Source organism: Microbacterium sp. zg-B96 (assembly GCF_030246865.1).
GTDB lineage: Bacteria > Actinomycetota > Actinomycetes > Actinomycetales > Microbacteriaceae > Microbacterium.
In genome coordinates, this window is sequence record NZ_CP126738.1 from 379,324 (window position 1) to 403,976 (window position 24,653).

At 70.5% G+C, this 24,653-nt stretch carries 19 protein-coding genes; 11 read left to right on the plus strand and 8 right to left on the minus strand.

Annotated elements, in window-relative coordinates; all coding sequences use genetic code 11:
* Window positions 1-34 precede the first annotated feature (34 nt).
* On the plus strand, window positions 35-655 hold the full coding sequence (locus QNO11_RS01690; RefSeq protein ID WP_257508999.1) for a hypothetical protein: 621 nt from the start codon (window positions 35-37) through the stop codon (window positions 653-655).
* The gene (locus tag QNO11_RS01695; RefSeq protein WP_257509000.1) at window positions 652-2,499 is read left to right on the plus strand and encodes a YhgE/Pip domain-containing protein; all 1,848 of its coding nucleotides are present in this window, start codon (window positions 652-654) and stop codon (window positions 2,497-2,499) included. Before QNO11_RS01690 ends, QNO11_RS01695 begins: the two co-directional genes overlap by 4 nt.
* 4 nt (window positions 2,500-2,503) lie before the next feature.
* On the opposite strand, the gene QNO11_RS01700 is transcribed toward QNO11_RS01695, so the two are convergent.
* Together QNO11_RS01700 and QNO11_RS01705 are read right to left on the minus strand one after the other, a co-directional pair.
* Window positions 2,504-3,961, minus strand: coding sequence for an alanine/glycine:cation symporter family protein (locus QNO11_RS01700; RefSeq protein ID WP_257509001.1), 1,458 nt, complete (start codon window positions 3,959-3,961; stop codon window positions 2,504-2,506).
* Window positions 3,962-3,978: 17 nt separating this feature from the next.
* Entirely contained in the window at window positions 3,979-6,456 is a 2,478-nt protein-coding gene (locus QNO11_RS01705) for an MMPL family transporter (RefSeq protein WP_257509002.1), read from the minus strand.
* A gap of 128 nt (window positions 6,457-6,584) precedes the next feature.
* On the opposite strand from QNO11_RS01705, the gene QNO11_RS01710 reads away from it, so the two are divergent.
* From QNO11_RS01710 to QNO11_RS01725, 4 genes are all read left to right on the plus strand, one after another.
* The gene (locus QNO11_RS01710) at window positions 6,585-7,157 is read left to right on the plus strand and encodes a TetR/AcrR family transcriptional regulator (RefSeq protein WP_257509003.1); all 573 of its coding nucleotides are present in this window, start codon (window positions 6,585-6,587) and stop codon (window positions 7,155-7,157) included.
* A 50-nt stretch (window positions 7,158-7,207) separates the two neighbouring features.
* Window positions 7,208-7,717, plus strand: coding sequence for a MarR family winged helix-turn-helix transcriptional regulator (locus QNO11_RS01715; RefSeq protein ID WP_257509004.1), 510 nt, complete (start codon window positions 7,208-7,210; stop codon window positions 7,715-7,717).
* A gap of 85 nt (window positions 7,718-7,802) precedes the next feature.
* On the plus strand, window positions 7,803-8,039 hold the full coding sequence (locus QNO11_RS01720) for a hypothetical protein (RefSeq protein WP_257509005.1): 237 nt from the start codon (window positions 7,803-7,805) through the stop codon (window positions 8,037-8,039).
* Between the two features lie 43 nt (window positions 8,040-8,082).
* On the plus strand, window positions 8,083-8,400 hold the full coding sequence (locus QNO11_RS01725) for a DUF7882 family protein (RefSeq protein ID WP_257509006.1): 318 nt from the start codon (window positions 8,083-8,085) through the stop codon (window positions 8,398-8,400).
* 2 nt (window positions 8,401-8,402) lie between these two features.
* Here the strand turns inward: QNO11_RS01725 and QNO11_RS01730 are convergent, their stop codons facing one another.
* Both QNO11_RS01730 and coaBC read right to left on the minus strand, forming a co-directional pair.
* A complete protein-coding gene (locus tag QNO11_RS01730; RefSeq protein WP_257509007.1) occupies window positions 8,403-8,747 on the minus strand; it encodes a DUF7882 family protein in 345 nt (114 codons plus the stop codon).
* 237 nt (window positions 8,748-8,984) lie between these two features.
* Complete coding sequence (coaBC, locus tag QNO11_RS01735) at window positions 8,985-10,208, minus strand: bifunctional phosphopantothenoylcysteine decarboxylase/phosphopantothenate--cysteine ligase CoaBC (RefSeq protein ID WP_257509008.1); 1,224 nt, start codon at window positions 10,206-10,208, stop codon at window positions 8,985-8,987.
* Window positions 10,209-10,258: 50 nt separating this feature from the next.
* Between coaBC and QNO11_RS01740 the strand changes: the two genes are divergently transcribed.
* Window positions 10,259-11,005, plus strand: a complete 747-nt coding sequence (locus tag QNO11_RS01740) for an NRDE family protein (protein WP_257509009.1) — start codon at window positions 10,259-10,261, stop codon at window positions 11,003-11,005.
* On the opposite strand, the gene QNO11_RS01745 is transcribed toward QNO11_RS01740, so the two are convergent.
* Window positions 10,980-12,383 carry an aspartate aminotransferase family protein gene (locus QNO11_RS01745; RefSeq protein WP_257509010.1) on the minus strand — a complete coding sequence of 468 codons (1,404 nt, stop codon included), beginning with the start codon at window positions 12,381-12,383 and terminating at the stop codon, window positions 10,980-10,982. The two genes, QNO11_RS01740 and QNO11_RS01745, sit on opposite strands and share 26 nt — an antisense overlap.
* A 31-nt stretch (window positions 12,384-12,414) precedes the next feature.
* A complete protein-coding gene (locus QNO11_RS01750) occupies window positions 12,415-13,593 on the minus strand; it encodes an ROK family transcriptional regulator (RefSeq protein WP_257509011.1) in 1,179 nt (392 codons plus the stop codon).
* Between the two features lie 132 nt (window positions 13,594-13,725).
* Between QNO11_RS01750 and QNO11_RS01755 the strand changes: the two genes are divergently transcribed.
* Genes QNO11_RS01755 through QNO11_RS01770 form a run of 4 tightly spaced genes read left to right on the plus strand, consistent with a single transcriptional unit; the run spans window position 13,726 to window position 19,228 of the window.
* Complete coding sequence (locus tag QNO11_RS01755) at window positions 13,726-15,018, plus strand: ABC transporter substrate-binding protein (protein WP_257509012.1); 1,293 nt, start codon at window positions 13,726-13,728, stop codon at window positions 15,016-15,018.
* Window positions 15,018-16,010 carry a carbohydrate ABC transporter permease gene (locus QNO11_RS01760; protein ID WP_257509013.1) on the plus strand — a complete coding sequence of 331 codons (993 nt, stop codon included), beginning with the start codon at window positions 15,018-15,020 and terminating at the stop codon, window positions 16,008-16,010. The genes QNO11_RS01755 and QNO11_RS01760 overlap by 1 nt, the downstream gene beginning before the upstream one ends.
* Window positions 16,011-16,913 carry a carbohydrate ABC transporter permease gene (locus tag QNO11_RS01765; RefSeq protein WP_257509014.1) on the plus strand — a complete coding sequence of 301 codons (903 nt, stop codon included), beginning with the start codon at window positions 16,011-16,013 and terminating at the stop codon, window positions 16,911-16,913.
* Window positions 16,910-19,228 carry a beta-xylosidase/alpha-l-arabinosidase gene (locus tag QNO11_RS01770; protein WP_257509015.1) on the plus strand — a complete coding sequence of 773 codons (2,319 nt, stop codon included), beginning with the start codon at window positions 16,910-16,912 and terminating at the stop codon, window positions 19,226-19,228. Before QNO11_RS01765 ends, QNO11_RS01770 begins: the two co-directional genes overlap by 4 nt.
* Before the next feature lie 60 nt (window positions 19,229-19,288).
* Here QNO11_RS01770 and QNO11_RS01775 read toward each other — a convergent pair whose 3' ends face one another.
* Both QNO11_RS01775 and QNO11_RS01780 read right to left on the minus strand, forming a co-directional pair.
* Entirely contained in the window at window positions 19,289-23,491 is a 4,203-nt protein-coding gene (locus QNO11_RS01775) for an endo-1,4-beta-xylanase (RefSeq protein WP_257509016.1), read from the minus strand.
* A gap of 115 nt (window positions 23,492-23,606) precedes the next feature.
* Window positions 23,607-24,614 carry a LacI family DNA-binding transcriptional regulator gene (locus QNO11_RS01780; protein ID WP_257509017.1) on the minus strand — a complete coding sequence of 336 codons (1,008 nt, stop codon included), beginning with the start codon at window positions 24,612-24,614 and terminating at the stop codon, window positions 23,607-23,609.
* Between the last annotated feature and the right edge of the window lie 39 nt (window positions 24,615-24,653).

A 24,653-nucleotide genomic window follows, 5' to 3' on the forward strand; every position in this document is an offset into this window, starting at 1 on the left:
CACAGCCACGCGTCGCCAGCGGGGGAGGCCTGCCATGAGGATCGAACTGCACGAGGTGAGCAAGGGACGTGACGGTCAGGCGCTGCCGCCCACGACGCTCGTCTTCGAAACCGGGCTGGCCACCTTCGCGCGGGCCGAGACCGAGCAGCGGCCCACCGTGCTGGGCCTGCTCGCCGCCGGCCGCATGCGTCCCGACTCCGGCAGCATCGAGATCGACGGGCTGGCGGATGCCGCCGACATCCGTCGCCGGGTCGCCCTGGTCGACGCGCCCGACGTCTCCGAACCCGCCCCCCGGGTGACCGTCGCCGGCGTCACCGCGGAGGAGCTCATGTTCGCCGGGCGCGCTGCCGGCCACCGTGCCGTGCGGCGCTGGCTGCGCGGGCAGGACCTGGAGCAGTTGGCGCGCCTGCCGATCGCCAACGTGCCCCCGCGGGAGCGGATCCACCTGATGACGGAACTCGCCCTGCTGCGGGCCGGGGTGGAAGGGCTCGTGGTCGTCGCCCCGGACCGCCACGGCGGTCATCCCCTGGTCTGGTGGGAGCAGGCGCAGGCGCTGGCCGCTCGCGGCTTCGCGATGCTCATGATCGCCGGCGACGCCTCGGCCACCGTGATCGGCGCCGCGCAGACAGCGGACGATGAGGAGGATCGCGCATGAAGGGTCGGTCGTTCCCGGTGCCGCATCTGAAGGTGCCGCAGATGATCGCCGCAGAGGTGCGGCGCCTGATCTCCACGAAGATGTCCGCGCTCGCGCTTTCCGCCCTCGTCATCGTGCCGATCCTCTACGGCGGGCTGTACCTCTGGGCCAATCAGGACCCCTACGCGAAGCTCTCCGACATTCCGGTCGCCCTCGTGGTCGAAGACAGCGGTGCGCCCGCCGACGGGGACACCCCCGCCCGCAACGTCGGCGACGAGGTGGCCGACGAGCTGCTCAAGCGGGGCGACTTCAACTGGCATCGGGTCTCCAGTGAGCAGGCGCAGTCCGGCCTGCAGAACAACGAGTACGACTTCGCGATCACGCTCCCGGCGGGTTTCTCCACGGCGCTCACCTCGATCGCCGGAGACGACCCGCGTCAGGCCGAGATCATCCTCGAGACCTACGACGCGAACAGCTATCTGGCGAGCACCATCGGCTCACAGGCGGTGGAGAAGATCCGCACGGCAGTCGCGCAGGAGGTGGGCCAGGAGGCGGCATCCACCCTGCTCGATTCGATCTCCACCATCCGCGGCAAGATCGTCGAGGCAGGTCAAGGCGCCGCTGAACTGGCAACCGGCGCTGCCGAACTCGCAGGCGGCGCGGTGCAGCTGTTCGATGGGGCAGGCACCGCCGTCAACGGTGCAGCCGAGCTGGAGGCCGGCGCCGGCACTCTCGCCGACGGGGCCGCCCGGGTGGCCGGCGGCAACGCCGAGATCGCCGCGGCCGCCGACCGGGTCAGGGGGGTCGTCGACCAGCTCACCGCCGACCTGCCGCAGGCGCGGTCAGACATCGCCGCCGACCTCGGCGCGCTGGGCCTGGACCAGGCGACGATCGATGCCGTGCTGTCCAGGCTCGATGTCGTCGGCGCCGGCATCCGGGCCGGGGATCAGCGGGTGGACCAGGTCGTGGGCCAGATCGACGAGCTCTCCAGCGGCAGCGCGGAACTCGCCAGCGGCGCCGTCACGCTGCGCGACGGACTCGCGACACTGCGCTCCGGGCTCGGCACCCTCTACGACGGCACCGGCACGCTGCGCGACGGCGCGGCGACGCTGTCGTCGGGCACCGTGCAACTGCGCGACGGGCTCGACAGCGGCGCGTCCGAGATCCCCGACAGCAGCGCGGAGCTGCGGCAGCAGCAGGCGCAGACGATCGCCGACCCGATCAAGCTCGAGACCGACGGCGTCGCCCGCGCGGCCAACTACGGCGCCGGCTTGGCTCCGTTCTTCGGAGCGCTCGCCGGCTGGATCGGCATCTACGCACTGTTCCTCATCGTCAAGCCCATCTCGCGCCGCGCCGTCACGGCGCTGCACTCGCCGGTGCGCATCACCCTCGCCGGCTGGCTGACGCCCGGGATGTTCGGCCTGGTGCAGATGAGCCTGCTGTTCCTGGTGCTGATGTTCGCGCTGGACTTCCCGATGGTCTATCCGCTGGGCACCCTCGGCATCATGATGCTCGCCTCGCTCACCTACACCGCCATCATCCTGGCGCTGAACGTCTGGTGGGGAGAGGTGGGCCAATTCTTGGGGCTGGTGATGATGGTGGTTCAGTTGGTGACCGCCGGCGGGACGTTCCCCTGGCAGACGCTGCCCGGGCCGCTCGCTTTCGTGCACAACCTGCTGCCGATGAGTTACGTCGTCGACGGCATGCGGCAGTTCATGTACGGCGGCGACTTGTCCCGCACCATCACCGACGCCACGGTGCTCGTCAGCTGGCTGCTGGTGGGGCTCGTGCTCACCGGCATCGCCGTCGCGCGCAAGACCCGCTACCGCACCCTCGCCGATCTGGAGCCCAGCATCCTGGCGTGAGCGGCTATTTCGCCGCGGGCTTGGGGAGGGGCCCGGTGACGCTCAGCTCGGTCTCCCAGCACGAGATGCCGTCGACGCCGGGGAGGCGGTCACGCGTGAAGACGGGGTTGCGCCCTTCGCGTCGCTGTTGCGTGTAGTCGCGCAGGAGCTTGAACGCGACGCCGGACAGCAACGCGATCGCCACCAGGTTCACCAGCGCCATGAGGCCCATGACGCCGTCGGCGGTGTTCCAGATGAGGTCGGCCGACGCGATCGACCCGAGGAAGACCACCGCCACGACGAGCACCCGGTACACCTGCAGGAAACGGCGCTTCGGGGAGATGAACTCGATGTTGGACTCTCCGTAGTAGTAGTTGCCGAGGATCGAGCTGAACGCGAGCAGGAAGATGATGATGCTCAGCAGCACGTTCGACCACGATCCGAGCGTGCTGACGATGGCATCCTGCGTCAACCCGATGCCGCGCTCCGCCCCGGCGAGATCGGGCGTGGCCACCAGGATGATGAATGCCGTGATCGAACACACCAGGAACGTGTCGAAGTAGACGCCGAGGGTCTGCACGAGCCCCTGCTTGACCGGGTGGGTGACCGCCGCCGTCGCGCTGGCGTTGGGGACCGACCCCAGCCCCGCCTCGTTGGAGAACATGCCGCGCTTGACGCCGTTCATGATGATGACGCCCAGCGTGGCGCCGACCACCTCGTTGAACCCGAACGCCTCGGTGTAGATCGACAGGAACACCTCCGGCAGGCGCTCGATGTTCATCCAGACCACCACGAGCCCGAGCAGCAGGTACCCCAGCGCCATCGCCGGAACGACCGCCTGGGTGACGTGCGCGATGCGCCGCAACCCGCCGAAGACGATGAGCCCGGTCAGGGTGGCCAGCACCGCGCCCACGACCCACGGGATCCAGGTCACCTCGCCGCCGAAGCTCGCCGATACCGTCGCGCTGATCGTGTTGGCCTGCAGGGAGCTGAACGCGAACGGGAAGCAGACGATGAGGATGACGGCGAAGAGGATGCCCATCCACCGCGCCCTGAGTCCGTGCTGCATGTAATAGGCGGGACCGCCGCGGAAGCCGTCCTTGTCACGCACCTTGTACAGCTGGCCGAGGGTCGACTCGACGAAGCTCGACGCTCCGCCGATGAACGCCATGGTCCACATCCAGAACACCGCGCCGGGCCCGCCGATCGCGATGGCGGTGCCGACGCCGGCGATGTTGCCGACGCCCACGCGGGAGGCCGCGGACAGCGTGAACGCCTGGAAAGCCGACACCGACTGGGGTGTGCCGTCTTCCGCGCGCGGGGTGCGGTCGGTGAGGGTGCGGAACATCTCCGGGATCATCCGGAACTGCACGACTCCGGAGCGGACGGTGAAGTACACGCCGAGCACGGCGAGGACCGGCAGCACCACCCAGGTCCACAGGGTGTCGCCGCCGGTCAGCACCGCTTCGTTCAGGGAATCCATCCGTCAAGTCTGACTGACTACGCGCGTACCGGCTCTTCCGCCGCCACGCCGTGCACGGGGTGCGCGCGCTCGAGAGCGGCGCCCTCGACATCGACGTCGGGCATGATGCGGTCCAGCCACTTCGGCAGCCACCACGCGGCGTTGCCGCACAGGTGCATGACGGCCGGCACCAGCACCATGCGCACCACGAACGCGTCGAACAGTACGCCGATCGCCAGCCCGAATCCGAGCGGGCGCACCATGCCCAGGTGGCTGAAGACGAAGCCGCCGAACACCGAGGCCATGATGATCGCGGCGGCCGTGACGACCGCCCGGCCGCTGCGCAGCCCCGCGACCACGGCGGCGCGCGCCGGCATGCCGTGAACGTACGCCTCGCGCATGCCCGACACCAGGAACAGCTGGTAGTCCATCGCCAGGCCGAACAGCACGCCCATGATGATGATCGGCGCGAAGCTCAGCACCGGTCCGGGGTCGTGCACGCCGAACAGGTCGCCCAGCCACCCCCACTGGTAGATCGCGGTCACAGCGCCGAGCGCGGCGAACAGCGACAGCACGAACCCGGCGGTGGCGATCACCGGCACCAGGATCGAGCGGAACACCAGGATCATGATCAGCAGCGACAGGCCGACCACGACGACGAGGTACACCGGCAGCGCGTCGGCGAGCTTCTCCGACACGTCGATGTTGCCCGATGCCTGTCCGGCGACCCCCAGCGTGATCTCGCCGTCGACCGGGGACAGCGAGCGCAGGTTCTGCACCAGCTGCTCGGTCGTCGTGCTGGTGGGCCCGCCCTCGGGGACCACCTGGAACGCGAATACGGTGCCATCGTCCGAGACGGCTACCGGGGCGACCGCCACGACGCCGTCCTGCTCCGACAGCGCCGTGCCGAGCACGATCTGCGTGCCGGCCTGGTCGGCCTCGGCGACGGCTTCGGGCATCTCCGCCACGACCAGCAGCGGTCCGTTCTGTCCCGCGCCGAACTCGGCTTCGATGGTCTTGTAGGCGCGGTACTGCGTGGTGTCGGTGGCCTCGCTGGACCCATCGGGCAGGCCCAGACGCATCGACAGTGCCGGGATCGCGATGACCAGCAGCGCGATGATCGCCAGCGCCGCCGCCGCGATCGCCCGCGGCGTGCGCATCGGGCGCACCTCACGGTTGACGTGGTCGGGGTGACCGATCGTGCCGCGGGCCTTGCGGGTGAGCACCCGGGTGCCGAGCAGCCCCAGCAGCGCGGGGGTGAAGGTCACTGAGACGAGCACTGCGATGAGCACGCAGACGGCGCCGACGATGCCCATGACCCCGAGGAACGGGATGCCGGTGACCAGCAGCGCCACCAGCGCCACGATCACCGTTGATCCGGCGAAGACCACCGCGTTGCCGGCGGTGCCGTTGGCCAGCCCGACCGATTCGCCGATCTCCATGCCGGCCAGCACCTGGGTGCGGTGCCGGTTCATGATGAAGAGCGAATAGTCGATGCCGACGGCCAGGCCGAGCATGATGCCGAGGATCGGGGTGACCGATGCCATGTCGACCACGCCGGAGAACGCGAGCGACCCGGCCACACCGACGCCGACCCCGACGATCGAGCTGAGCAGCGGAGTGATGGCGGGCAGGAACGCCCGCATCATGATCAGCAGGACCAGGCCGGCGATGACGACGCCGACGATCTCGCCGACCCCGATGAGGCCTTCCGTCGTTGCGGCGAGGGTGGAGGAATAGTCGATGTTCACGCCGGCGATGTCGGCGGACTCGAGCAGGCCGGCCACTTCATCGCGCACCGACTGGGGCAGGTCGAACATGGTCGCGTCGAGCTGAATGACGCCCAGCGCCGTGGCCTCATCGGCCGAGACGACGCGGATCTCGTCGGCCAGCCCCATGAGCGCGGCGCCGTCCTCGAGGAGGGCTGCCTGCTCGGCGATCTCGGTGCGGCCCGTCTCGATCTGTGCCAGGCCGGCATCCAGCTGAGCCTGCTGCTGCGCGAACTGCGCTGCGGCCATGTCGTACATGCCGGCCGCCTGGGCCTGCGCGATCGCGGCATCCAGCTGCTGCTGTCCGGCCGTCAGCTGCGCCTCGGCGGCGTCGAGCTCGGCGATGCCGGCATCCAGCTGGGCCCGCCCGTCGTCGAGTTGCTGCGCCTGTTGTGCCCGCTCGGATTCCACCGAGAACGGATCGGTGACACCGGCGACGCCCTCGACGCCGGCGATGTCATCCAGCAGTGCGGCGATCTCGTCTTGCTGCTCGGCGCTGAAGGCGGAGCCGTCGTCGGTGGCGAACACCGCGGTGGCGCTCGCGCCGGTCAACTCGGGGAACGTGTCCGACAGCTGCTCGTTGACCCGCTCGGTCTCGGTGCCGGGGATGCTGAAGCTCGAGGCGAGCGAGCCGCCGAAGGCGAGGAATGCGCCGCCGGCCATACCCAGCACGATCACCCAGCCGACGATGACCGTCCAGGCGCGGCGCGCGCTGAACGTGCCCAGGCGGAACAGAAGGTTGGCCACGGGATGCCTTTCGACGGGAGACGGAAGCGGCACGGCGTCGGGCCGGCATCCAATCTATCCGTCAGTTGTCGGCGATCCCGCCTCGGTGTCGCAACTCCCAGCGTTCGCCCGGCTGACACAATCGGACCATGGATCCTCGCGTTGCGCGCACCAGGGCGAGCCTGCAGGACGCGCTGGTGGAGCTCGCCCGTGAGCGGTCGCTGGATGCCACCACGATCGGCGACATCGTGCAGCGGGCAGGAGTCAACCGCAGCAGCTTCTACCAGCACTACCCCGACAAGGAGACGCTGCTGGCCGACGCGCTCGAGCGCGCGCTGGACGAGGTCGCCGAGCCGCTGCGCGCCGCACCCCGTGACGGCGCGCTGCCGGCGATGCCGCGCGAGCTGCTGCAGTACCTCGAGCACATCGCGGCGAACGCCGCGCTGTACCGCCGGGTGCTCGGCGACCACGGTTCGGCCCTCGTGGCCGCGAGACTGCGCGCGCGCATCGAGCTGACCGTGCGCGACACCGTGGGCCTGGCGCATCCGGACGTGTTCGCCGACCTGCCGATCGACGTCGTCGGTGCCGGCATCGCCGGCACCGCACTGGGCGTCATCACCGCGTGGGTGTCGCGCGACCCGCTGCCGCCGGTGGAAATGGCCGCCTACTGGCTGTGGCGTGTGCTGGTCGGGCCCGGGCTGTCGTGGCCCACCGCCCCCTGACCGGCCGCCCCTCTACACCGGATCGGGGCCCGGTGCAATAGGATGCCGACGTGGCTAACCCGAACGCCTCAACGGCTCACTACTGGTATCGCGACGGTGACGATGAGCGTCAACGCCGTGCCGTGGAGCTGCTGCAGGCGTTCCGGCTGTACCGGGCGGCCGAGCTCGCGATGCGCCGGCGCACCCGCGAACTGATGTCGATGGGCGAGAACGAGCTGCTCGTGCTGCGGTATCTGCTGAAGGCGCAGAGCGAGAACCGCCTGGTCTCACCCTCCGAACTCGCCCGCTACCTCGCGGTGTCGACTGCCTCGACGACGGCGATCATCGACCGCCTGGAGAAGTCGGGGCACATCGTGCGCCAGCCCCACCCCTCCGACCGGCGCAGCATCCACGTCATCGCGACGGAGAAGTCCGACCACGAGGTGCGCGAGACGCTGGGCAAGATGCACGCGCGCATGATGGATGCCGTGCGCGACATGACGCCGGAACAGACCCGGGTCGTCATCGACACCCTCACGCGGCTGCAGGACGCGGTCGACCAGGTCGAGCCGCACGAATAGGTCGGTTCTCGCTAGTATCTAGGCCGCTAAATTACCCCACTGATTGACATTCGACCCTCCCGTCGCGGCGTGACAGCATGAGGGAGTGAAGGACTTCGCTGCCACTGGGCTGGACGGCACCGCGCTGAGCGTGGACGGAGTGCCGGTCGTCTCCTTCGCCGATGCCGTGTCCCGGCTGTGCGCGGATTTCCCGCAGCTGAGCCCCGCTCGCATCGAGGCGCTGCTCATCCGGGAGTGGGAGGCGTTCTGCGCGGGGCGCCCCCTGGTCATCCCCACCGCCGTCGAAGAAGGCGCGCGGGAGATGCTCTCCGGCCCCGCCTGAGGACACGCACGTCCGGCATCCGCCGCCCCGCTACGCTGACGGTATGGGCCGATTCATCTATGACACTCTGGGCAATGCGGTCGAGGTCGAAGACCGCACCCTCGCCCATCTGCGCATCGTCTTCATGAACAAGCTGCGCCGCGGCGAGCCGTTCATGTTCGACGTGGAGTCCGGCCCCGGCGGCGACCGCCGCAGCTTCTGGATCCACCCCTCCGTGCCGCTGCAGTTCACCTTCCACGGCAGCCGAGCCCCGCGCATCAACCGGGTGTGGGTCGAAGCGCTCATGCAGGCAGCGAGCGGACCGAACGGGCTGACGGTGGTGCCCGAGCCCCGCGAGGACTCTGCCCCCGAAGAGGGCTGAACTCAGGCCGACGACGCCGATTCGGTCAGCGGATCGGTCGACGTCTGATCGTCGTGGTCGGTCACGAGCATGATGCCGCCTGATGAGTTGGCCGAGTTGGCCAGCTCCTCGATCCACTCCCGGCTGAGCATGGCCGGCTCGGGGTCATCGAAGACGAACCGCAGCGGGATCGACGGGTGCACCCAGATGGTGCTGCGCCCCGGCGGGTCGTCGTCGCCGTGCCGCCACGACACGGTGAAGCTCTCGCCGCGACGCAACTTGGTCGCGATGACGACCTTCAAGTGCGCCAGCGCTCGGTCCTCGATGCGAATCGGCATGGTCTCGCCGCCATAGAAGATGGTGCCCACGGACGACACGATAGCGGCGGCGGCGTGCCTGCGCACCCGTCTGCGTTTGTCAAGCCCACCCCCGGATTCGGCCGGGGCGGGCAAGGTGGAAGCGATCACCGAGGAGGTGCCGCTGTGCGTTGTCCATCAGACGAGTCCGATTCAGACTCGGCGGGGGACGCTGCTGACGCCCTCTTCGCGCAGCTACCCGCATTCGATGTCATCGAGGGCGAACTGATGCCGCGGGCGCGCAGGGCGTCACGCTAGGAGCGTCCGGCGCTGGTCCAGCACGGCGGACCAGACGGCATCCGCGGTCTCCCGTTTGGTGCCGACCAGTTCGGCGACGACCTCGCCGCCTGATCCCACGATGACGACGGTGTTGTGCGTCGACTCGAAGCCCTTGTGCCACCCCACCTCGTTGACCACCAGCAGGTCCACGCCCTTGCGGGCGCGTTTGCGCCTGGCCCGCTCGAGGCGTTCGCCGGCGTCCGGATCGGTCTCGGCAGCGAACGCGACGAGGGTCTGGCCATCGGCACGGTGGGCGGCAAGTCCTGCCACGATGTCGGGATTCTCCACCAGCTCCAGCGTGAGGGTGCCGTCGCCGCCCTCTTTCGTCAGCTTGGTGTGGGAGACCTCGGCCGGCCGGTAGTCGGCGACGGCGGCGGCCATCACGACCACATCCGCCCCGGCGGCGGCGGACGTCGCGGCGTCCTGCAACTCGAGCGCCGTGCCCACCCTGGTGAGATGGATGCGGGGGTGGGCGGATGCCGCGGACAGCGCATCGGAATCGGCGTGCGCGGCCACGAGCGCCACGTCGGCGCCTCGTTCGGCGGCGGCGACGGCAAGTTGCACGCCCTGCCGGCCGCTGGAGCGGTTGCCGAGGTAGCGCACCGGGTCCAGCGGCTCACGAGTGCCGCCGGCGGTGACGAGGACCCGCAGGCCGGCGAGGTCGTCGCGCGGTGCCGCTGCCGCCAGCGCGGCGGCGACGATCTCCTCCGGCTCGCTCATCCGTCCCGGACCCGAATCGGTGCCGGTGAGGGCGCCGGATGCCGGACCGACGACGTGCACACCGCGCCCCTGCAGCACCGAGATGCTGTGCTGCGTCGCCGGGTGCTCCCACATCTCGGTGTGCATCGCCGGGGCGACCACGATGGGCGCCCGGGTGGCCAGCAGAGTGGTGCCCAGCAGGTCGTCGGCGAGACCGGTTGCCATCTTGGCGAGCGTGTTGGCCGTGGCCGGTGCGATGATGACCAGATCGGCGCGCTGCCCGAGCGAGACGTGACGCACCTGTGCGACGTCTTCGTGCACCGATGTGGTCACCGGATTTCGGCTGATCGCCTCCCAGGTGGGCAGGCCAACGAACCGCAGCGCGTCGTCGGTGGGAATCACCTGCACGTCATGACCGTTGAGAATGAGGAGGCGCACGAGATGCACCGTCTTGTAGGCGGCAATGCCGCCGGTCACGCCGACCACTACGAACACGGCTCGATTCTCGCACGCACCCGGCCGACCGGTCGCGAAAGGAGATCCGCATGTGCACCGTGATCGTTTCAGTCCCCGCGGTGGCGGACGGCCCGGTGCGCCTGATCGCGGTGCGCGACGAGGACCCGGCCCGGCCGTGGGATGCGCTCGGACCGTGGTGGCCCGAGGAGTACCCCGGCGCCGTGGGCGTGCGGGACAACCGCGCCGGTGGCGCGTGGTTGGCCGCCGATCTTCCGGCACGTCGCCTAGCGGTCGTGCTCAACCGCGAGGACCTATCGGATCGCGGCGACGACGAGGTGACCACCCGCGGCCGGATCGCGCTGGAGTCCGCGGCGGGCCGCTCGCCCGACGCTGCCCCCACCACGCGCGGGTTCAACGTCGTCCAAGCGTCCCCCGGCGCCGTGCGCGTCGTCTCGTGGGATGGCCGCGCGCGCCGCGAGCAGGAGCTGACCCCCGGCATCCACATGATCGCGCATGACGACGTCGATGACCGCGCCACCGCCCGCATCGCCACCTGGCTCGACCGCTTCCGCGCTGCCGAGGATGCACCCGACGACGCGGACTGGTTCGCGCCGTGGCTCGACGTGCTCGACGCGTCCGCCGCTCTGCCGCCGCAGGACGATCGCGCCATCTTCCGCGACAACCGTCCGTTCGGGTACCCCACGCAGTCGCTGCTGCTGTGCGTCGCGACGATCGGCGACGACGGTGTCGACGTGCGCTACGGTGCCTTCGACCGCCCCGGGCACTGGCAGCGCGAGGCGCTGGACCAGGTCACAGCTGCGACCACGCCTCGGTGAGGACGCTCCGCAGGATCTGCTCGATCTCGTCGAACTGCTCCGGGCCCGTCGTCAGCGGCGGCGCCAGCTGCACGACCGGGTCGCCCCGGTCGTCGGCGCGGCAGTAGAGCCCGGCGTCGAAGAGTGCGGTGGAGAGGAACCCGCGCAGCAGTCGCTCTGATTCGTCGGCGTCGAACGTCTCCCGGGTGGCTTTGTCCTTGACCAGCTCGATGCCGAAGAAGTAGCCGTCTCCCCGCACGTCACCGACGATCGGCAGGTCGAGGAGTTTGCTCAGGGTGGCGCGGAAGGCGGGGGAGTTCTCGCGGACGCGTTCGTTCAGACGCTCCTCCTCGAAGATGTCCAGGTTCTCCAGGGCGACCGCCGCTGCCACCGGGTGTCCAGCGAAGGTGTAGCCGTGCGGGAACGACACGTCGCCGTGGGCGAACGGCTCGTGGATGCGGTCGCTGACGATCGTGCCGCCCAGCGGCGCGTAACCGCTCGTGGCGGCCTTGGCGAACGTGATCATGTCGGGCTGGTAACCGTAGGCGTTGCAGGCGAACATCTCGCCGATGCGACCGAACGCGCAGATGACCTCGTCGCTGACCAGCAGAACGTCGTGACGGTCGCAGATCTCCCGCACCCGGGCGAAGTACCCCGGCGGCGGCGGGAAGCAGCCGCCGGAGTTCTGCACCGGCTCGAGGAAGACCGCCGCGACCGTGTCGGCGCCTTCGAACAGGATCATCTCCTCGATGCGGTCGGCCGCCCACACCCCGAACTCCTCAGGGGTGGCGCCGGTGAACCCCGACTCGGCGGAGCGGTAGTAGTTGGTGTTGGGCACGCGGAACCCGCCGGGGGTGAGCGGCTCGAACATCTGCTTCATTCCGGGCAGCCCGGTGATCGCCAGTGCGCCGTGCGGGGTGCCGTGGTAGGCGATCGCGCGGGAGATCACCTTGTGCTTGCCCGGCTTGCCGACGAGCTTGAAGTAGTGCTTGGCCAGCTTGAACGCGGTTTCGACCGCCTCACCGCCGCCGGTGGAGAAGAACACGTGGTTCAGGTCGCCGGGCGCGTAGGAGGCCAGGCGTGCGGCCAGCTCGATCGCCGCCGGGTGGGCGTACGACCAGATCGGGAAGAACGCCAGCTGCTCGGCCTGCCGCGCACCCGCCTCGGCGAGCCGGGTGCGCCCGTGGCCGGCGTTGACGACGAACAGTCCCGACAGGCCGTCGAGGTAGCGCTTGCCCTGGGCATCCCAGAGGTGGTGCCCGTCGCCTCGGACGATGATGGGGACGCCCGGACCTTCGGTCATGACCGACTGCCGGGCGAAGTGCAGCCACAGGTGGTCCTTGGCCAGCTGCTGCAGCTCGGCCTCGGTGCGGGCGCTGTGGTTGAGCGTGGACGACATGACGACTCCCTCGTCGGTGATGGGGCCGACCCTACTCCGCGGGAACCGCGGTCAGCACCGGGTCCCGCAGCAGCGCTTCGAAGGCGGCTTCCGCCGCGCCGACCAGCAGCCGGTCCTCCGCCAGGAGCGCGGGGCGGATCTCGACGTCCTCAGCGCACGCCGGCATCGCCTGTGCCCGCACGAGCTGAAGCAGCTCGGCGATGTCGTGCCCTGCCAGCGTCGCGAGGAACCCGCCGAGGACGACCACCGACGGGTTGAGGACGTTGACGGCGTTCGCGAGCGCGGTCGACAGGATGCGGCGCTGCCGCGCGACCTCTTCCGTCACTGAGGGTGCCGTGCTCGCCCGCAGCACGGCCGCGAGGGTCGGCTCATCGGCCGAGGCGAGACCGGCGACCGAGAGCAGGCGGGCGCGGCTGACCTCGTCCTCGAGCACCCCATCGCCGGCACGGCGGTCGGTGACCGTCGTGCCCGGCCGGTTCTGCCCGAACTCGCCGGCGTAGCCGCCCGCGCCGCCGACGGGCACGCCGTGCACGATGAGCCCACCGCCGATGCCGCTCGCGCCGCCGTTGAGGTAGATGACGTCGTCGATGCCCCGGGCGGCGCCGAACAGGTGCTCGGCGATCGCGCCGAGCGACGCATCGTTGCCGACGGTGGTCGCAAGACCCGTGGCCCGGGCCACCAGATCACGCACCGGCACATCGGTCCACTTCAGGTGCGGGGCGGTGCGGACGAGCCCGTCGGAGGCGCGCACCAGGCCGGGTACCGCCAGGCCCACCGCGACGATCTGCGCGGACGCCAGGACGCCGGTGCGCCACAGATCGATCTGCTCGGCGATCAGCTGCGCGATCTCCTGCGGCGTGGCGAGGTGGTCAAGTTCCCTGCGCTCCCGCACGCGCACGCTGCCGTCCAGGCCGATGGCGGCGATCTCGAGCGCATCGACCTCGGGGTTGGCGGCGATGGCCACGACGCCGGCGGATGCCGCGACGACCGGCGACGGCCGGCCCACCCGGCCGTCGGCGGCCGGGGCCTGTTCGACCACGAGTTCCAGGCGCGCCAGTTCCGCGACGAGGTCGGCGATGGTGGACCTGTTGAGCCCGGTCGCTTCGGTCAGCGAGGCGCGCGAAAGCGGCCCCTCGCGATGTACGAGTCGCAGAAGGCGGGACAGGTTGCGCTGGCGCACCCCGTCGCCCGGAGCGTGGGTGTCGGTCACCGCACCACTGTAAGTGACACCGGCCGTGGCATCCGGAATTTGTTGCCCTTGACCTCAAATGGGAGCGGTCCTATTGTGAGCGTATCCAGATCATTTTCGACAACTAGGTCGAAACTTTCGAGAGGTTCAAGGATGAACACACGCAGCAGGACGCGCATTGCCGCGTCGATCGCCGCGGCGGGGCTTGCCGTCGGCGCGCTGGCCGGTTGTACCGGAGGAGGCAACGCCGAGGAATCCGGCGACGGCGTCACACTCACCTGGTGGCACAACGCCACCAACGGCCCGCTCCCCGACGTCTGGGAAGAGGTTGCCACCGAGTTCGAAGAGGCCAACCCCGGAGTCACGGTCGAGCAGACCGGCTACCAGAACGAGGAGCTGCAGCGCACGCTCATCCCCAACGCGCTGGCCGCCGGCGACCCGCCGGACCTGTTCCAGGTGTGGCCGGGTGGTGAGCTGAGCGACCAGGTCTCCAACGACTACCTGATGCCGCTGGACGATCTCATTCCCGAGACCATCGAGAGCGTGGGGACCACCGTCAAGGCGTGGCAGGTGGACGGTGCCACCTACGGCATCCCGTTCTCCTTCGGCGTCGAAGGCTTCTGGTACAACGCCGACCAGTTCGAAGAGGCCGGCGTAGAGGTCCCCGAGACCTTCGACGAGCTCGTCACCGCGGTGGGAACGCTCCGCGACGCCGGGTTCACGCCGATCGCGGTGGGCGCGGGTGCCGGGTGGCCGGCTGCGCACTGGTGGTACCAGTTCGCCCTGCGGTCCTGCTCGCCGGAGACGCTCGATGCGGCCGCGGCCGAGTACGACTTCAGTGACCCGTGCTGGGTGGAAGCCGGCGACCAGCTGGCGGAGTTCATCGGCATCGAGCCGTTCCAGGACGGGTTCCTCGGCACCGTTCCGCAGGAAGGCGCCGGCAGCTCCGCCGGCATGATCGCCAACGGGCAGGCGGCCATGGAGCTCATGGGCCACTGGAACGTCGGCACGATCGGCGGACTGGCTCCCAACGAGGAGGTCCCCGAGTTCCTCGGCTGGTTCCCGTTCCCCACCATCGAGGGCTCGGCAGGCGACCCCTCGGCCACGCTGGGTGGCGGCGACGGCTTCGGCTGCTCGGCGACCGCTCCGCCGGAGTGCGCCGATCTGCTGGCCTACGTCATGAGCGAGGACGTGCAGGCGCGCTTCGCCGAGAGCGGCTCGGGCATCCCGACCGTCGCCGCAGCGGCGTCGTCCGTCGACGACCCGAACCTCGCCCTCGTCGCTGAGGAGCTGGCGGGATCCTCGTTCGTGCAGATCTGGTTCGACACGGCGTTCGGCACCACCGTGGGCAACGCGATGAACGAGGGGATCGTCAACCTGTTCGCAGGCAACGGCACCCCCGAGGACATCGTCACCCGTATGCAGGACGCGGCGGCAACCCTGTAATGACCGCCGTCACCACGCCCGGGCCCGCGGTCTCCGCGGGCCCGGGCGCCACGCCGCACAAGCGGACGCGCTCGGGGCAGGGGCCCAAACGGCTCGAGATCGTGCTGTTCGTCACTCCGGCGCTCGTGCTGTTCGTCGGGTTCGTGATCCTGCCCGTCGTGCTCGCCGCGGTGTACAGCTTCTACAACCTCCCCCCGGCGTTCCGGTGGGAGCACCTGGCGGATCCTGCGCGGTTCATCGGCTTCGACAACTACATCCGCGCGCTGACGACGCCCGAGTTCCAGCGCTCCATCGGCAACACCTTCTTCATCTTGGCGATGTCGCTGCTGGTGCAGGGGCCGCTTGCCATCGCGATCGCCCTCATGCTGAACCGCAAGATGAAGGGCCGGGGCATCTTCCGGCTGCTCATCTTCGTGCCCTACGTGCTGGCCGAAGTCATCGCCGGCCTCGCCTGGAAGCTGCTGCTGCAGCCTGGAGGCGGCGTCAACGCCCTGCTCGAGGGCCTCGGGCTGGGATTCCTGCGGCAGAACTGGCTCGCCGACCCCGACATCGCCCTGTGGACGATCTTCTTCATCCTCACCTGGAAGTACATCGGCTTCGCCATCCTGCTCATGCTCGCCGGCCTCCAGGGCGTGCCGGAGGAGCTCGCCGAGGCCGCACAGATCGACGGCGCCTCCTGGTGGCAGACCCAGCAGTACATCACACTGCCGCTGCTGGCGCCCACCATCCGCATCTGGGCGTTCCTGTCGATCATCGGGTCGCTGCAGGTGTTCGACATGATCTGGGTGACCGTCGCGCCGGCGGTACGCCGCATCGCCACCGAGAGCATGGCGACCTACATGGTGCAGCAGGGCCAGTTCGCCGGTCAGCCCGGCTACGGCAGCGCCATCGCCGTCATCCTCTTCATCATTTCGCTCGTCGTCGCGCTGGTATACCAGCGCGTCGCGCTGCGCCGCGACCTTGCCGGCGCCATCACCCGAGGGGTGCAGTAGATGTCGACCACCGCCACCGCCACCATCGTGGACGAGCGTCCCCCGGAGCCCGCCCCGCCGCGGCAGGCCCGCGTTTTCGACTGGGGTCAGCCCTTCGTCTATCTCGTCGCGCTCGTCGTCGCCGCGGTGGCCGTCGGGCCTGTCGTCTACGTCTTCCTCGGCGGCTTCCGCAGCACCGTCGACCTCAACGCCAATCCGGCGGGACTGCCTGATCCGTGGGTGTTCGACAACTGGGCGGCCGTGCTCACCGCCCCGCGGTTCTGGGGCAACGTCGCAGCCAGCCTCATCCTCGCCACCGCCACCACCGTCGGTGTCGTCGTGGCAGGTCTCATGGCTGCCTTCGTCATCGCCCGCTACAACTTCCGCGGCCGGCAGGCGCTGTACACGCTGTTCACCGCGGGCCTCATGTTCCCGCTGACGGTCGCGGCGCTCCCGCTCACGCTGCTGCTGCGCACCCTGGGGCTGCACGGGACGTATCTCGGAGTGATCATCCCCGGCATCGCGTTCGCGCTGCCGACGACGATCATCATCCTGGTGCCGTTCCTGCGGGCGATCCCGGATGAGCTCGAAGAGGCGGCGCGCATCGATGGCGCCACCCGCATCGGGTTCTTCTGGCGGATCCTGCTGCCCCTGTCCAAGCCGGGGCTCGTGACCGTCGGCATCCTCGCCTTCGTCGCCAGCTGGAACGGCTACCTGCTGCCGTTGCTGGTCATCAGCACCGGGTCCCTCCCGCAGGAGTGGTGGCCGCTGCCGCTGGGGGTTACCCAGTTCTCCTCTCAGTACTCACAGAACACCGGAGCCGTTTTGGCCTATACGTCCCTCGCGATGATCCCCGCGCTGGTCTTCTTCCTGCTCGCCGAGAAGCGCATCGTCGGCGGCCTCACCGGGGCGGTGAAGGGATGACCCGGATCGACCGGCTTGTGGCGGAAATGACCCTCGAGGAGAAGATCGCCCAGCTGTACGGCGTGTGGGTCGGCGCGTCCGACACCGGCGGCGACGTCGCGCCGCACCAGCACGACATGGAGGGCACCGTCGACCTCGACGAGCTGCTCCCGCACGGCCTCGGTCAGCTGACCCGGCCGTTCGGCACCCGGCCGGTCGACGCGGCGGTGGGCGCGGTCTCGCTCGCCCGCTCGCAGGAGCGCATCCGCGCTGCGTCCCGCTTCGGCATCCCCGCCGTCGCGCACGAGGAGTGCCTCGCCGGGTTCGCCGCGTGGGGCGCGACCGCCTACCCGGTGCCGCTGTCGTGGGGCGCGAGCTTCGACCCCGCACTGGTCGAGCAGATGGCCGCCCGCATCGGCGCTGACATGCGCTCGGTCGGCATCCACCAAGGGCTTGCCCCGGTGCTCGACGTCGTCCGCGACGCCCGCTGGGGCCGCGTGGAGGAGACCATCGGCGAGGACCCGCATCTGGTCGCCACCGTCGGCACCGCGTACGTGCGGGGCCTGGAGTCATCCGGCATCGTCGCGACGCTGAAGCACTTCGTGGGCTACTCCGCCTCGAAGGCCGGCCGCAACCTGGCGCCGGTGTCCGTGGGACCCCGGGAACTGGCCGACGTGCTGCTGCCGCCGTTCGAGATGGCGGTGCGGGAGGGTGGCGTGCGCAGCGTGATGAACTCCTACACCGACCTCGACGGGGTGCCGTCGGCGGCGGACCGGTCCTTGCTGACCGGGCTGCTGCGCGAGGAGTGGGGATTCGAAGGCACCGTCGTGGCCGACTACTTCGCGGTGGCGTTCCTGAAGCTGCTGCACGGGGTGGCGGAGTCCTGGGCGGATGCCGCGGGGCAGGCGCTGTACGCCGGCATCGACGTGGAGCTTCCCACCGTGAAGACCTTCGGCGAGCCGCTGCGCCGCGCGGTCGAGTCCGGTGTCGTGGACGTCGCGCTCATCGACACGTCGCTGCGGCGGGTGCTGCGGCAGAAGGAGCAGCTGGGCCTGCTCGAGCCGGAGTGGTCCGCGGTGCCGACGGCGCTGGCCGGTGCCGACCTCGGCGACGCGGAGGCGCTGCGCGGCACGATCGACCTCGATCCGCCCGGCAACCGGGCCCTGGCCGCGCGCCTGGCCGAAGAGGCGATCGTGCTGGTGCGCAACGACGGCATGCTGCCGCTGGGCGCACCGGCATCCATCGCCGTGATCGGCCCGAACGCCGACGACCCCTACGCCATGCTCGGGTGCTATTCGTTCCCGACCCATGTCGTCTCGCAGCACCCCGGTGTCGCGCTGGGGATCCGCATCCCCACCCTCCTGGAGGCCCTGCGGGCCGAGTTCCCCGAGGCGCGCATCACGCACGAGCGGGGGACGAGCGTCGACGGCGGCGAGCGGGACGGCATCGCCGACGCGGTCGCGCTGGCCGCGGCATCCGACGTCGTCGTGGTCGCGCTCGGGGACCGAGCCGGACTGTTCGGCCGCGGCACGAGCGGCGAGGGCTGCGACGCGGAGTCGCTGGCGCTGCCCGGCGCCCAGCAGGAGCTCATCGACGCCGTACTCGACGCCGGTTCGCCGGTGGTCGCGGTGCTGCTGGCGGGGCGCCCGTATGCGCTCGGCCGCGCGGCGGCGGAGGCGGCGGGTGTGGTGCAGGCGTTCTTCACCGGTGAGGAAGGAGCCCCCGCGATCTCCGGGGTGCTGAGCGGTCGCGTCAACCCGAGTGGGCGCCTACCGGTCAGCATCCCGGCTGGGACCGGCACGCAGCCGGCAACCTACCTCGCCCCGCCGCTGGCGCGGCGCACCGGCGTGTCCAACATCGACCCGACGCCGGCGTTCGGCTTCGGGCACGGCCTGTCGTACACGTCGTTCGAGTGGTCGCCGCTGCAGGGCTCGACCGCCGAGATCGGCACCGACGGGGAGCTGGAGGTGACGCTGCGGGTGGTCAACACCGGCGGGCGCTCCGGCGCGGACGTGGTGCAGCTGTACCTGCACGACCCGGTCGGCCAGGTCGCCCGGCCCGTGCAGCGCCTGATCGGGTACGCCCGGGTGCAGCTGGAGCCGGGCGAGGAGGCGGAGGTGCGCTTCACGGTGCACACCGACCTCGCCTCCTACACCGGTCGCGACGGCCGGCGGATCGTCGACGCGGGGGAGCTCGTGCTCGGCGCGGGGCGGTCCTCGGCCGATCTCGCGTCGACGTGGCCGGTGCAGGTGACCGGCGCGAGCCGCGTGGTCGGGCAGGGTCGGCGCCTGGGCCCGGACGTGGCGGTGAGCGCGGCGGTTCCCGTTTCGGGCTGAGGCCCGCGGGCATGACGAAGGCCCCGAGGATGCCGCAGCCTCGGGGCCTTCGTCGTTCGCTCAGGCGCCGCGGGGCGCCCGTCGCGGCCGGAACACCGCGACCAAGCCGGCCGCGACTCGCGCGAACGCCAGCGCCAGCGCGATGCCCCACGGCAGCTGCGCTCCGGTGATCGCGAGCTGCCCCGGGGCGACCACTCGCACCGTCACCGAGATCGGTTCGAATCCGGCGGACTCGATGACCAGCGTGTGGCGGCCCAGCGGAAGGTCGGCGGGGATTGCCACGGCGAACGATGTGCGGCCGCCGGCACCAGCCGGACGGATGCCGGTGATCACGATCGGGTCGCTGAACAGCGTCGCCGAGATCCGCTGCCCGGGCTCAAGCCCGGACACCGTCACCGGCAGCGTGCCGCCCTGCTCCACCGTGCCGTTGCCGGCGTCGACCCGCGCCCAGTCCGTGTCCTCCCCGGGCTCCCCGGGCCCCCCGGGCTCGCCGGGTTCGCCGGGCTCACCGGGTTCGCCGGGCTCCGTCGGCGCTCCGACGAGTTCGATCACGCCCCAGCGTCCGGTGTTCTGGTAGCCGGTCCCGGTCGGTTCCGCCCACGTGTGCACGGCGTACCGGGCGCCGTCGCGGCCGTCGTTGACCTGGAAGTCCAGACCGTGGAAGGTCCCCAGACCGCCGAGGGGTACGTCGCTCTGCCCACCGGACTGGCCAGCGAGGTTGATCGCGATCTCGACGACGTAGCCGGTGTCGGTGCGCGCCGTGGCGGTGCCGGTCACCCGCGCCTGCTGCGCGGCGGCGTCGCCGGAACCGAACGACACCTTGTTCTCCGCCGTGACGCGGATCTGCGAGTCGTTGGGGCCGTACGTGCCGTTCTTGGCGTTGCCGAGGTCGATGAACAGCTCGACGCCGTCCTGGTTCCAGGCATCGCTGTTGCTGGCGTCGATCACCGGGTCGGTGACCTCGAACAGCGCGAACAGAGTGTTGCCCTGCCACAGCGTGCGCACCGCGGCGGTCGCGCCCTGGGCGCTGCCCTCGACCCGGGTGGCGGTGACCGCCGAGGCCGCCCGCTTCCAGACGTCGTCCACCTGCGCGTCGACGGTCGGCGCGGGGAGTTCCGGCACGTGCAGGAACGACAGCGGCTCGAGGAAGGTCAGCTGCCCCGTGGCGCCGGGCGAGTTCCACGCCCCCGCCACGGCACCGCCGGAGACCACCCGCACGTCGAACGTCGCCGTGGTTCCCCGGGTGACACCGGAGTGGGGCAGGTGTACGACCGTGTAGTGGGAGCCGCCGACCTCGACCGTGCGGCCGGGAACCTGCGACGTCGCCCCTGGCGTGTAGACGAGCTCGTTGCCGGCGTAGCTGAATTCCACCCGCTCCGGGGCGACCGTGCTGCGCACGAGCACCGTGAGGTGGGTGTCACTCCAGCGGGACTGGAATCCGCCCGCGCCACCGGTGAGCGGGTTCTCCGGCAGGTTGTGCCACTCGGCGGCTGTCTCGAATCCGTCGCCGATCGCGATGTCGCCGGCGAAGACGTTCGCGGCGGTGATGAGACCGGGAAGCTCGGCGTCGTCGACCGCGCCGAAGTAGGCGTGCTTGGCCTGCAGCTGCGCGTCGAACAGCAGCGGCGCCTGCTCCGAGCGCCACGAGCGGTTGTCGGTGAGGCCCCAGATCGTCACGGCCGCGAGCTTCTCTGCGGCCGGCGCGGCCGCGTGATAGGTGCGGAACAGCCGGAACGCGTCACGGTAGAAGTGGCCCTGTCGCACGAGATTGGCCTCGGTCACCGGGTTGACGGTCACGTCGAGTTCGGTGACCTCCTGCATCAGCCCCAGGCCGGCGAAGCGGTCCAGCGCCGCCGCCATCGAGGCGATTGTCGTGTTGAGCGAGACATGGAACTGGTGACCGACGCCGTCGAAGGGCACGCCGGCATCCAGCATCCGATGCACGAGAGCCTCGTACTGGGCGCCCTTGCGGTCCTGCTCGGTGTTGTAGTCGTTGATGAAGAGCTTCACCGGGCGGTCGGTGCCCGGCGCCGCGTACGTCTCGTTGAACGCCTTGTCGGCGAGCTCGAACGCGAGGTGGATGTACTCCTCGCCGAGCACGTCGTGCCACCGGCTCGTGCGCAGCCCGTCGGGGGTCTGCTGGTCGGCGACGACCTCGTTGACGACGTCCCACGCGACGACCGGGTTGCCCGCCGAACCGTAAAGGCCGTAGTCGTCGGCGATCGATGCGGCGACGGCGTCGATGTGGGTGGCGAGCCGGTCCCGCAGCAGCTGCTTGTCGGCCTCGGAGGAGGTGAGCTCGCGGCCGGCATCCTGGAAGAACCAGTCGGGGGTCTGCGAATGCCACAGCAGCACGTGGCCGTACAGCCCGAGGCCGTTGTCGCGCGCGAAGTCGAGCAGGGCGGTGGCCTCGGCGTGGCGCGAGAAGTTCTGCTCCGCGTCGTACCAGGCCTCCACCTTCATGTGGTTCTCGGGCGTGATCTGGGAGAAGTGATGCCGCAGCAGCTGCGCGGCCTGTCCCGAGGTCTCGCGGGAGTCGATCGCGACGCCGGCGGGGAAGTCCACGGTGTCCTGCAGCGGCGTGAGCGTCGTGTCGATCACGTCGGCCTCGGGAACGCTCACGCGGATCTGGTCCACGAGGAACGTCGAGGTGTTGCCGCTGTTGTACCGGGCCTCGACGTAGAGCTCGGCCGCGGTGTCGTAGGCGGGCACGGTGAACTCTCCCGACACCCCGGTCCAGCCCGTCGCGGTGACGGTCTCGGCCTGGATGAGGTTCGCGTACGCCGTGGAAGTGCCGTTGACGGTGCGCATCGACACCGACAGGCCCTGGCCGACATCGGCGCCGGGCGCGAAGCGCAGCTGGGCCTGGAACGCGTAGGTGCGACCGGGCAGCAGCACATCGGTGACATCGAACTGGATGCCGTCGCCTTCGTGCGTGCGGTCGGCGACCTGTGCGGCGAACGCGGAGTCGGCGGCGCCGCCCGCCACGACGGCGACCGTCGGGGCGGAGGTGCCGGAGCCCTGACGCGGGTACCAGCCGCTCAGCTGCTGGTCCTCGAAGTCCGCCTCGAGCAGGATGCTGCCCGGAGGCTGGCTCACGGGCGTTCCGGCGGGCAGGGTGAACGTCCACCCCGCGGCCAGGCGCTCGCTGACGACGGTGCGCACCGCCTGCAGCGACGGCTCGCGGTTGCCCCCGCCGTCGTGCACGAGCACGACCTCGCCCGGCTTCATCGCCGTGCGCAGGTTCTCGGTGAGGACGGCGGGATCGGTCTCGGCCCAGTCGTTGATCGTGTTGACCACGCCCAAGGGCTGCATCCCCAGCTCCACCGCGACGCCGGGGGTTGCGCCCCAGCTGCCGTTGGGTGCCCGGAAGTACGGCACCGCGGCGGTCGGGTCGCCCAGCGCGGTGCGGATGATCCGCAGGTTCTCGACGAGGTCGGCCCGGATGGCATCGGCGCTCCACGCGCCCATGTCCGCGTAGCCGGTGGTGTGGTTGCACAGCGTGTGCCCGTCGGCGACCATGCGGCGCACCAGGTCCGCACCGCCGGGCGCGAGGATGTTCTGACCGATGATGCAGAACACCGCCTGGATCCGGTTGTCCTGCAGGTAGTCCAGCAGCGCGGTGGTGGTCGCGCCATTGGGCCCGTCGTCGAAAGTCAGCGCCGAGACGTCGCCGGTGCCGGCGGTGCTGGTCACCGGGGTCACGGTGGGATCCACCGCGCCGCCGGGCGCGACCTCCCCGCCGTCGCCCGGTGTCCCGCCTGCGGCGGTGACGGCGATGTCGTCGAGGTAGAAGTCGGTGGTCGCCGGATCGACCTCGATGTAGACCTGGGTGTCGTCGGCATCGGCCACGAAGGTGCCGGTGACGGTCGTCCACTCGTCGGCGGCGACCGACGTCGCCCCCACCCAATGGAAGCCCTCCTTGACGATGAAGCGCGCCTGGGCGGATGCCTCGGGCACCAGCACGCGGGCCGACAGCGTGTACGTCTCGCCCTCGGTGAACAGCCCCGTCGGGCTCTGCAGGGTGTCCCAGCCGTCGACGCGGTCGGCCACGAGCAGCACGCGGCCGGCGGCGCCGGTCGGGTCGTCGACGACGGTCAGGGTGGGGCCCCCGCTTTGGGTCCACGTTCCCGTGGTGCCGTCTTCGAAGTCCACGGTGGAGACGACGGTGGTGGCGGCGGTGGCCGCCGGGAGGAGGGGAGTCAATGCCAGGGCGGCGGCGACGACTGTGCCGATGCCTGCCAGAACGGGTCGTCGGGACATGAGCGCTCCTTTGCGCGTCAATTTGTGGTCCGTCCGAACATATGACGGGACGAGCCGGTGTTGATGACGTCGTGACGAAAGCGTTACGAAATATCGCTCGGGAGTTTCGAAGGCATCAGGATGCCGGTGGTGCGGTGCTGCCTCGCACGACGAGGTGGCTGGCGAGGTCCATGCGCAGCGCGTCCACCTTCTCGCCGGCCGCCAGGCGCAGCACGATCCGGGCCGCCTCCTCGCCCATCCGGCGCAGCGGCTGATGCACGGTCGTCAGCTGCGGGCTCAGCCACCGCGCCAGCGCAATGTCGTCATAGCCGACGACCGAGAGGTCACCGGGCACGCTGAGTCCCGCCGCCGTCGCCGCGGCGATGACCCCGAGCGCCTGCAGGTCACTGCCGGCGAACACGGCGGTGGGGCGATCCGCTCCGGCGAGCAGATCCCGCGCGTGGCGCTCGCCGCCACCGGGGTGGAAGTCGCCGAACCGGATCCACGCCGGATCGATCGGCAGGCCGGCAGTGTTCATGGCTGAGCGATAACCGTCGAGCCGCGCCAGCGAGCACATCATGTCTTCGGGGCCGGTGATCGCCGCGATGCGGCGATGGCCCAGGTCGATGAGGTGGCGGGTGGCGGCCAGGCCCCCCGACCAGTTCGCCGAGCCGACGGACGGCACGTCGGGGGCGGGGTCGCCGGCGGGGTCGACGATCGCGAACGGCACGCCGCGCGAGCGCAGCTTCTCGCGCTGCGGCCGCGGCAGGTCCGAGAAGACCAGCACGACCCCCACCGGTCGCCGCCGCAGCACCCCATCGACCCAGTCGGACGACGGCGTGTGGCGGTCGCCGCTGACGGTGAGCACGACCGAGATGCCGGCGGCGTGGGCGACATCCTCCACGCCCTCGATGACCTCCATCGACCAGCTGGCCTCGAGTTCGTGGAAGACCAGTTCGATCGCATCGGCACGCTGGGAGGAGCCGCGGCGGGTGTACCCGTGACGCTTCAGGTGCTCCTCGAGGCGGGCGCGCGTGCTCGGCGAGACGTCGGTGCGTCCGTTGAGCACCTTCGACATCGTCGCCAGTGACACCCCGGCCTCCGTGGCGATCGCGGCCAGTGTCACGCGCGGTGTCTGCGCCATGTCGCCCCCTGATCAGCGCCGACGGCGCCCGATCATTGT

What these genes read in the sequence shown, in the direction of transcription:
- QNO11_RS01690 (WP_257508999.1), top strand. Translation starts at nt 35, where the DNA reads ATGAGGATCGAACTGCACGAGGTGAGCAAGGGACGTGACGGTCAGGCG.
- QNO11_RS01695 (WP_257509000.1), top strand. Translation starts at nt 652, where the DNA reads ATGAAGGGTCGGTCGTTCCCGGTGCCGCATCTGAAGGTGCCGCAGATG.
- QNO11_RS01700 (WP_257509001.1), bottom strand. Translation starts at nt 3,961, where the DNA reads ATGGATTCCCTGAACGAAGCGGTGCTGACCGGCGGCGACACCCTGTGG.
- QNO11_RS01710 (WP_257509003.1), top strand. Translation starts at nt 6,585, where the DNA reads ATGGATCCTCGCGTTGCGCGCACCAGGGCGAGCCTGCAGGACGCGCTG.
- QNO11_RS01725 (WP_257509006.1), top strand. Translation starts at nt 8,083, where the DNA reads ATGGGCCGATTCATCTATGACACTCTGGGCAATGCGGTCGAGGTCGAA.
- QNO11_RS01740 (WP_257509009.1), top strand. Translation starts at nt 10,259, where the DNA reads ATGTGCACCGTGATCGTTTCAGTCCCCGCGGTGGCGGACGGCCCGGTG.
- QNO11_RS01745 (WP_257509010.1), bottom strand. Translation starts at nt 12,383, where the DNA reads ATGTCGTCCACGCTCAACCACAGCGCCCGCACCGAGGCCGAGCTGCAG.
- QNO11_RS01755 (WP_257509012.1), top strand. Translation starts at nt 13,726, where the DNA reads ATGAACACACGCAGCAGGACGCGCATTGCCGCGTCGATCGCCGCGGCG.
- QNO11_RS01760 (WP_257509013.1), top strand. Translation starts at nt 15,018, where the DNA reads ATGACCGCCGTCACCACGCCCGGGCCCGCGGTCTCCGCGGGCCCGGGC.
- QNO11_RS01765 (WP_257509014.1), top strand. Translation starts at nt 16,011, where the DNA reads ATGTCGACCACCGCCACCGCCACCATCGTGGACGAGCGTCCCCCGGAG.
- QNO11_RS01770 (WP_257509015.1), top strand. Translation starts at nt 16,910, where the DNA reads ATGACCCGGATCGACCGGCTTGTGGCGGAAATGACCCTCGAGGAGAAG.
- QNO11_RS01775 (WP_257509016.1), bottom strand. Translation starts at nt 23,491, where the DNA reads ATGTCCCGACGACCCGTTCTGGCAGGCATCGGCACAGTCGTCGCCGCC.
- QNO11_RS01780 (WP_257509017.1), bottom strand. Translation starts at nt 24,614, where the DNA reads ATGGCGCAGACACCGCGCGTGACACTGGCCGCGATCGCCACGGAGGCC.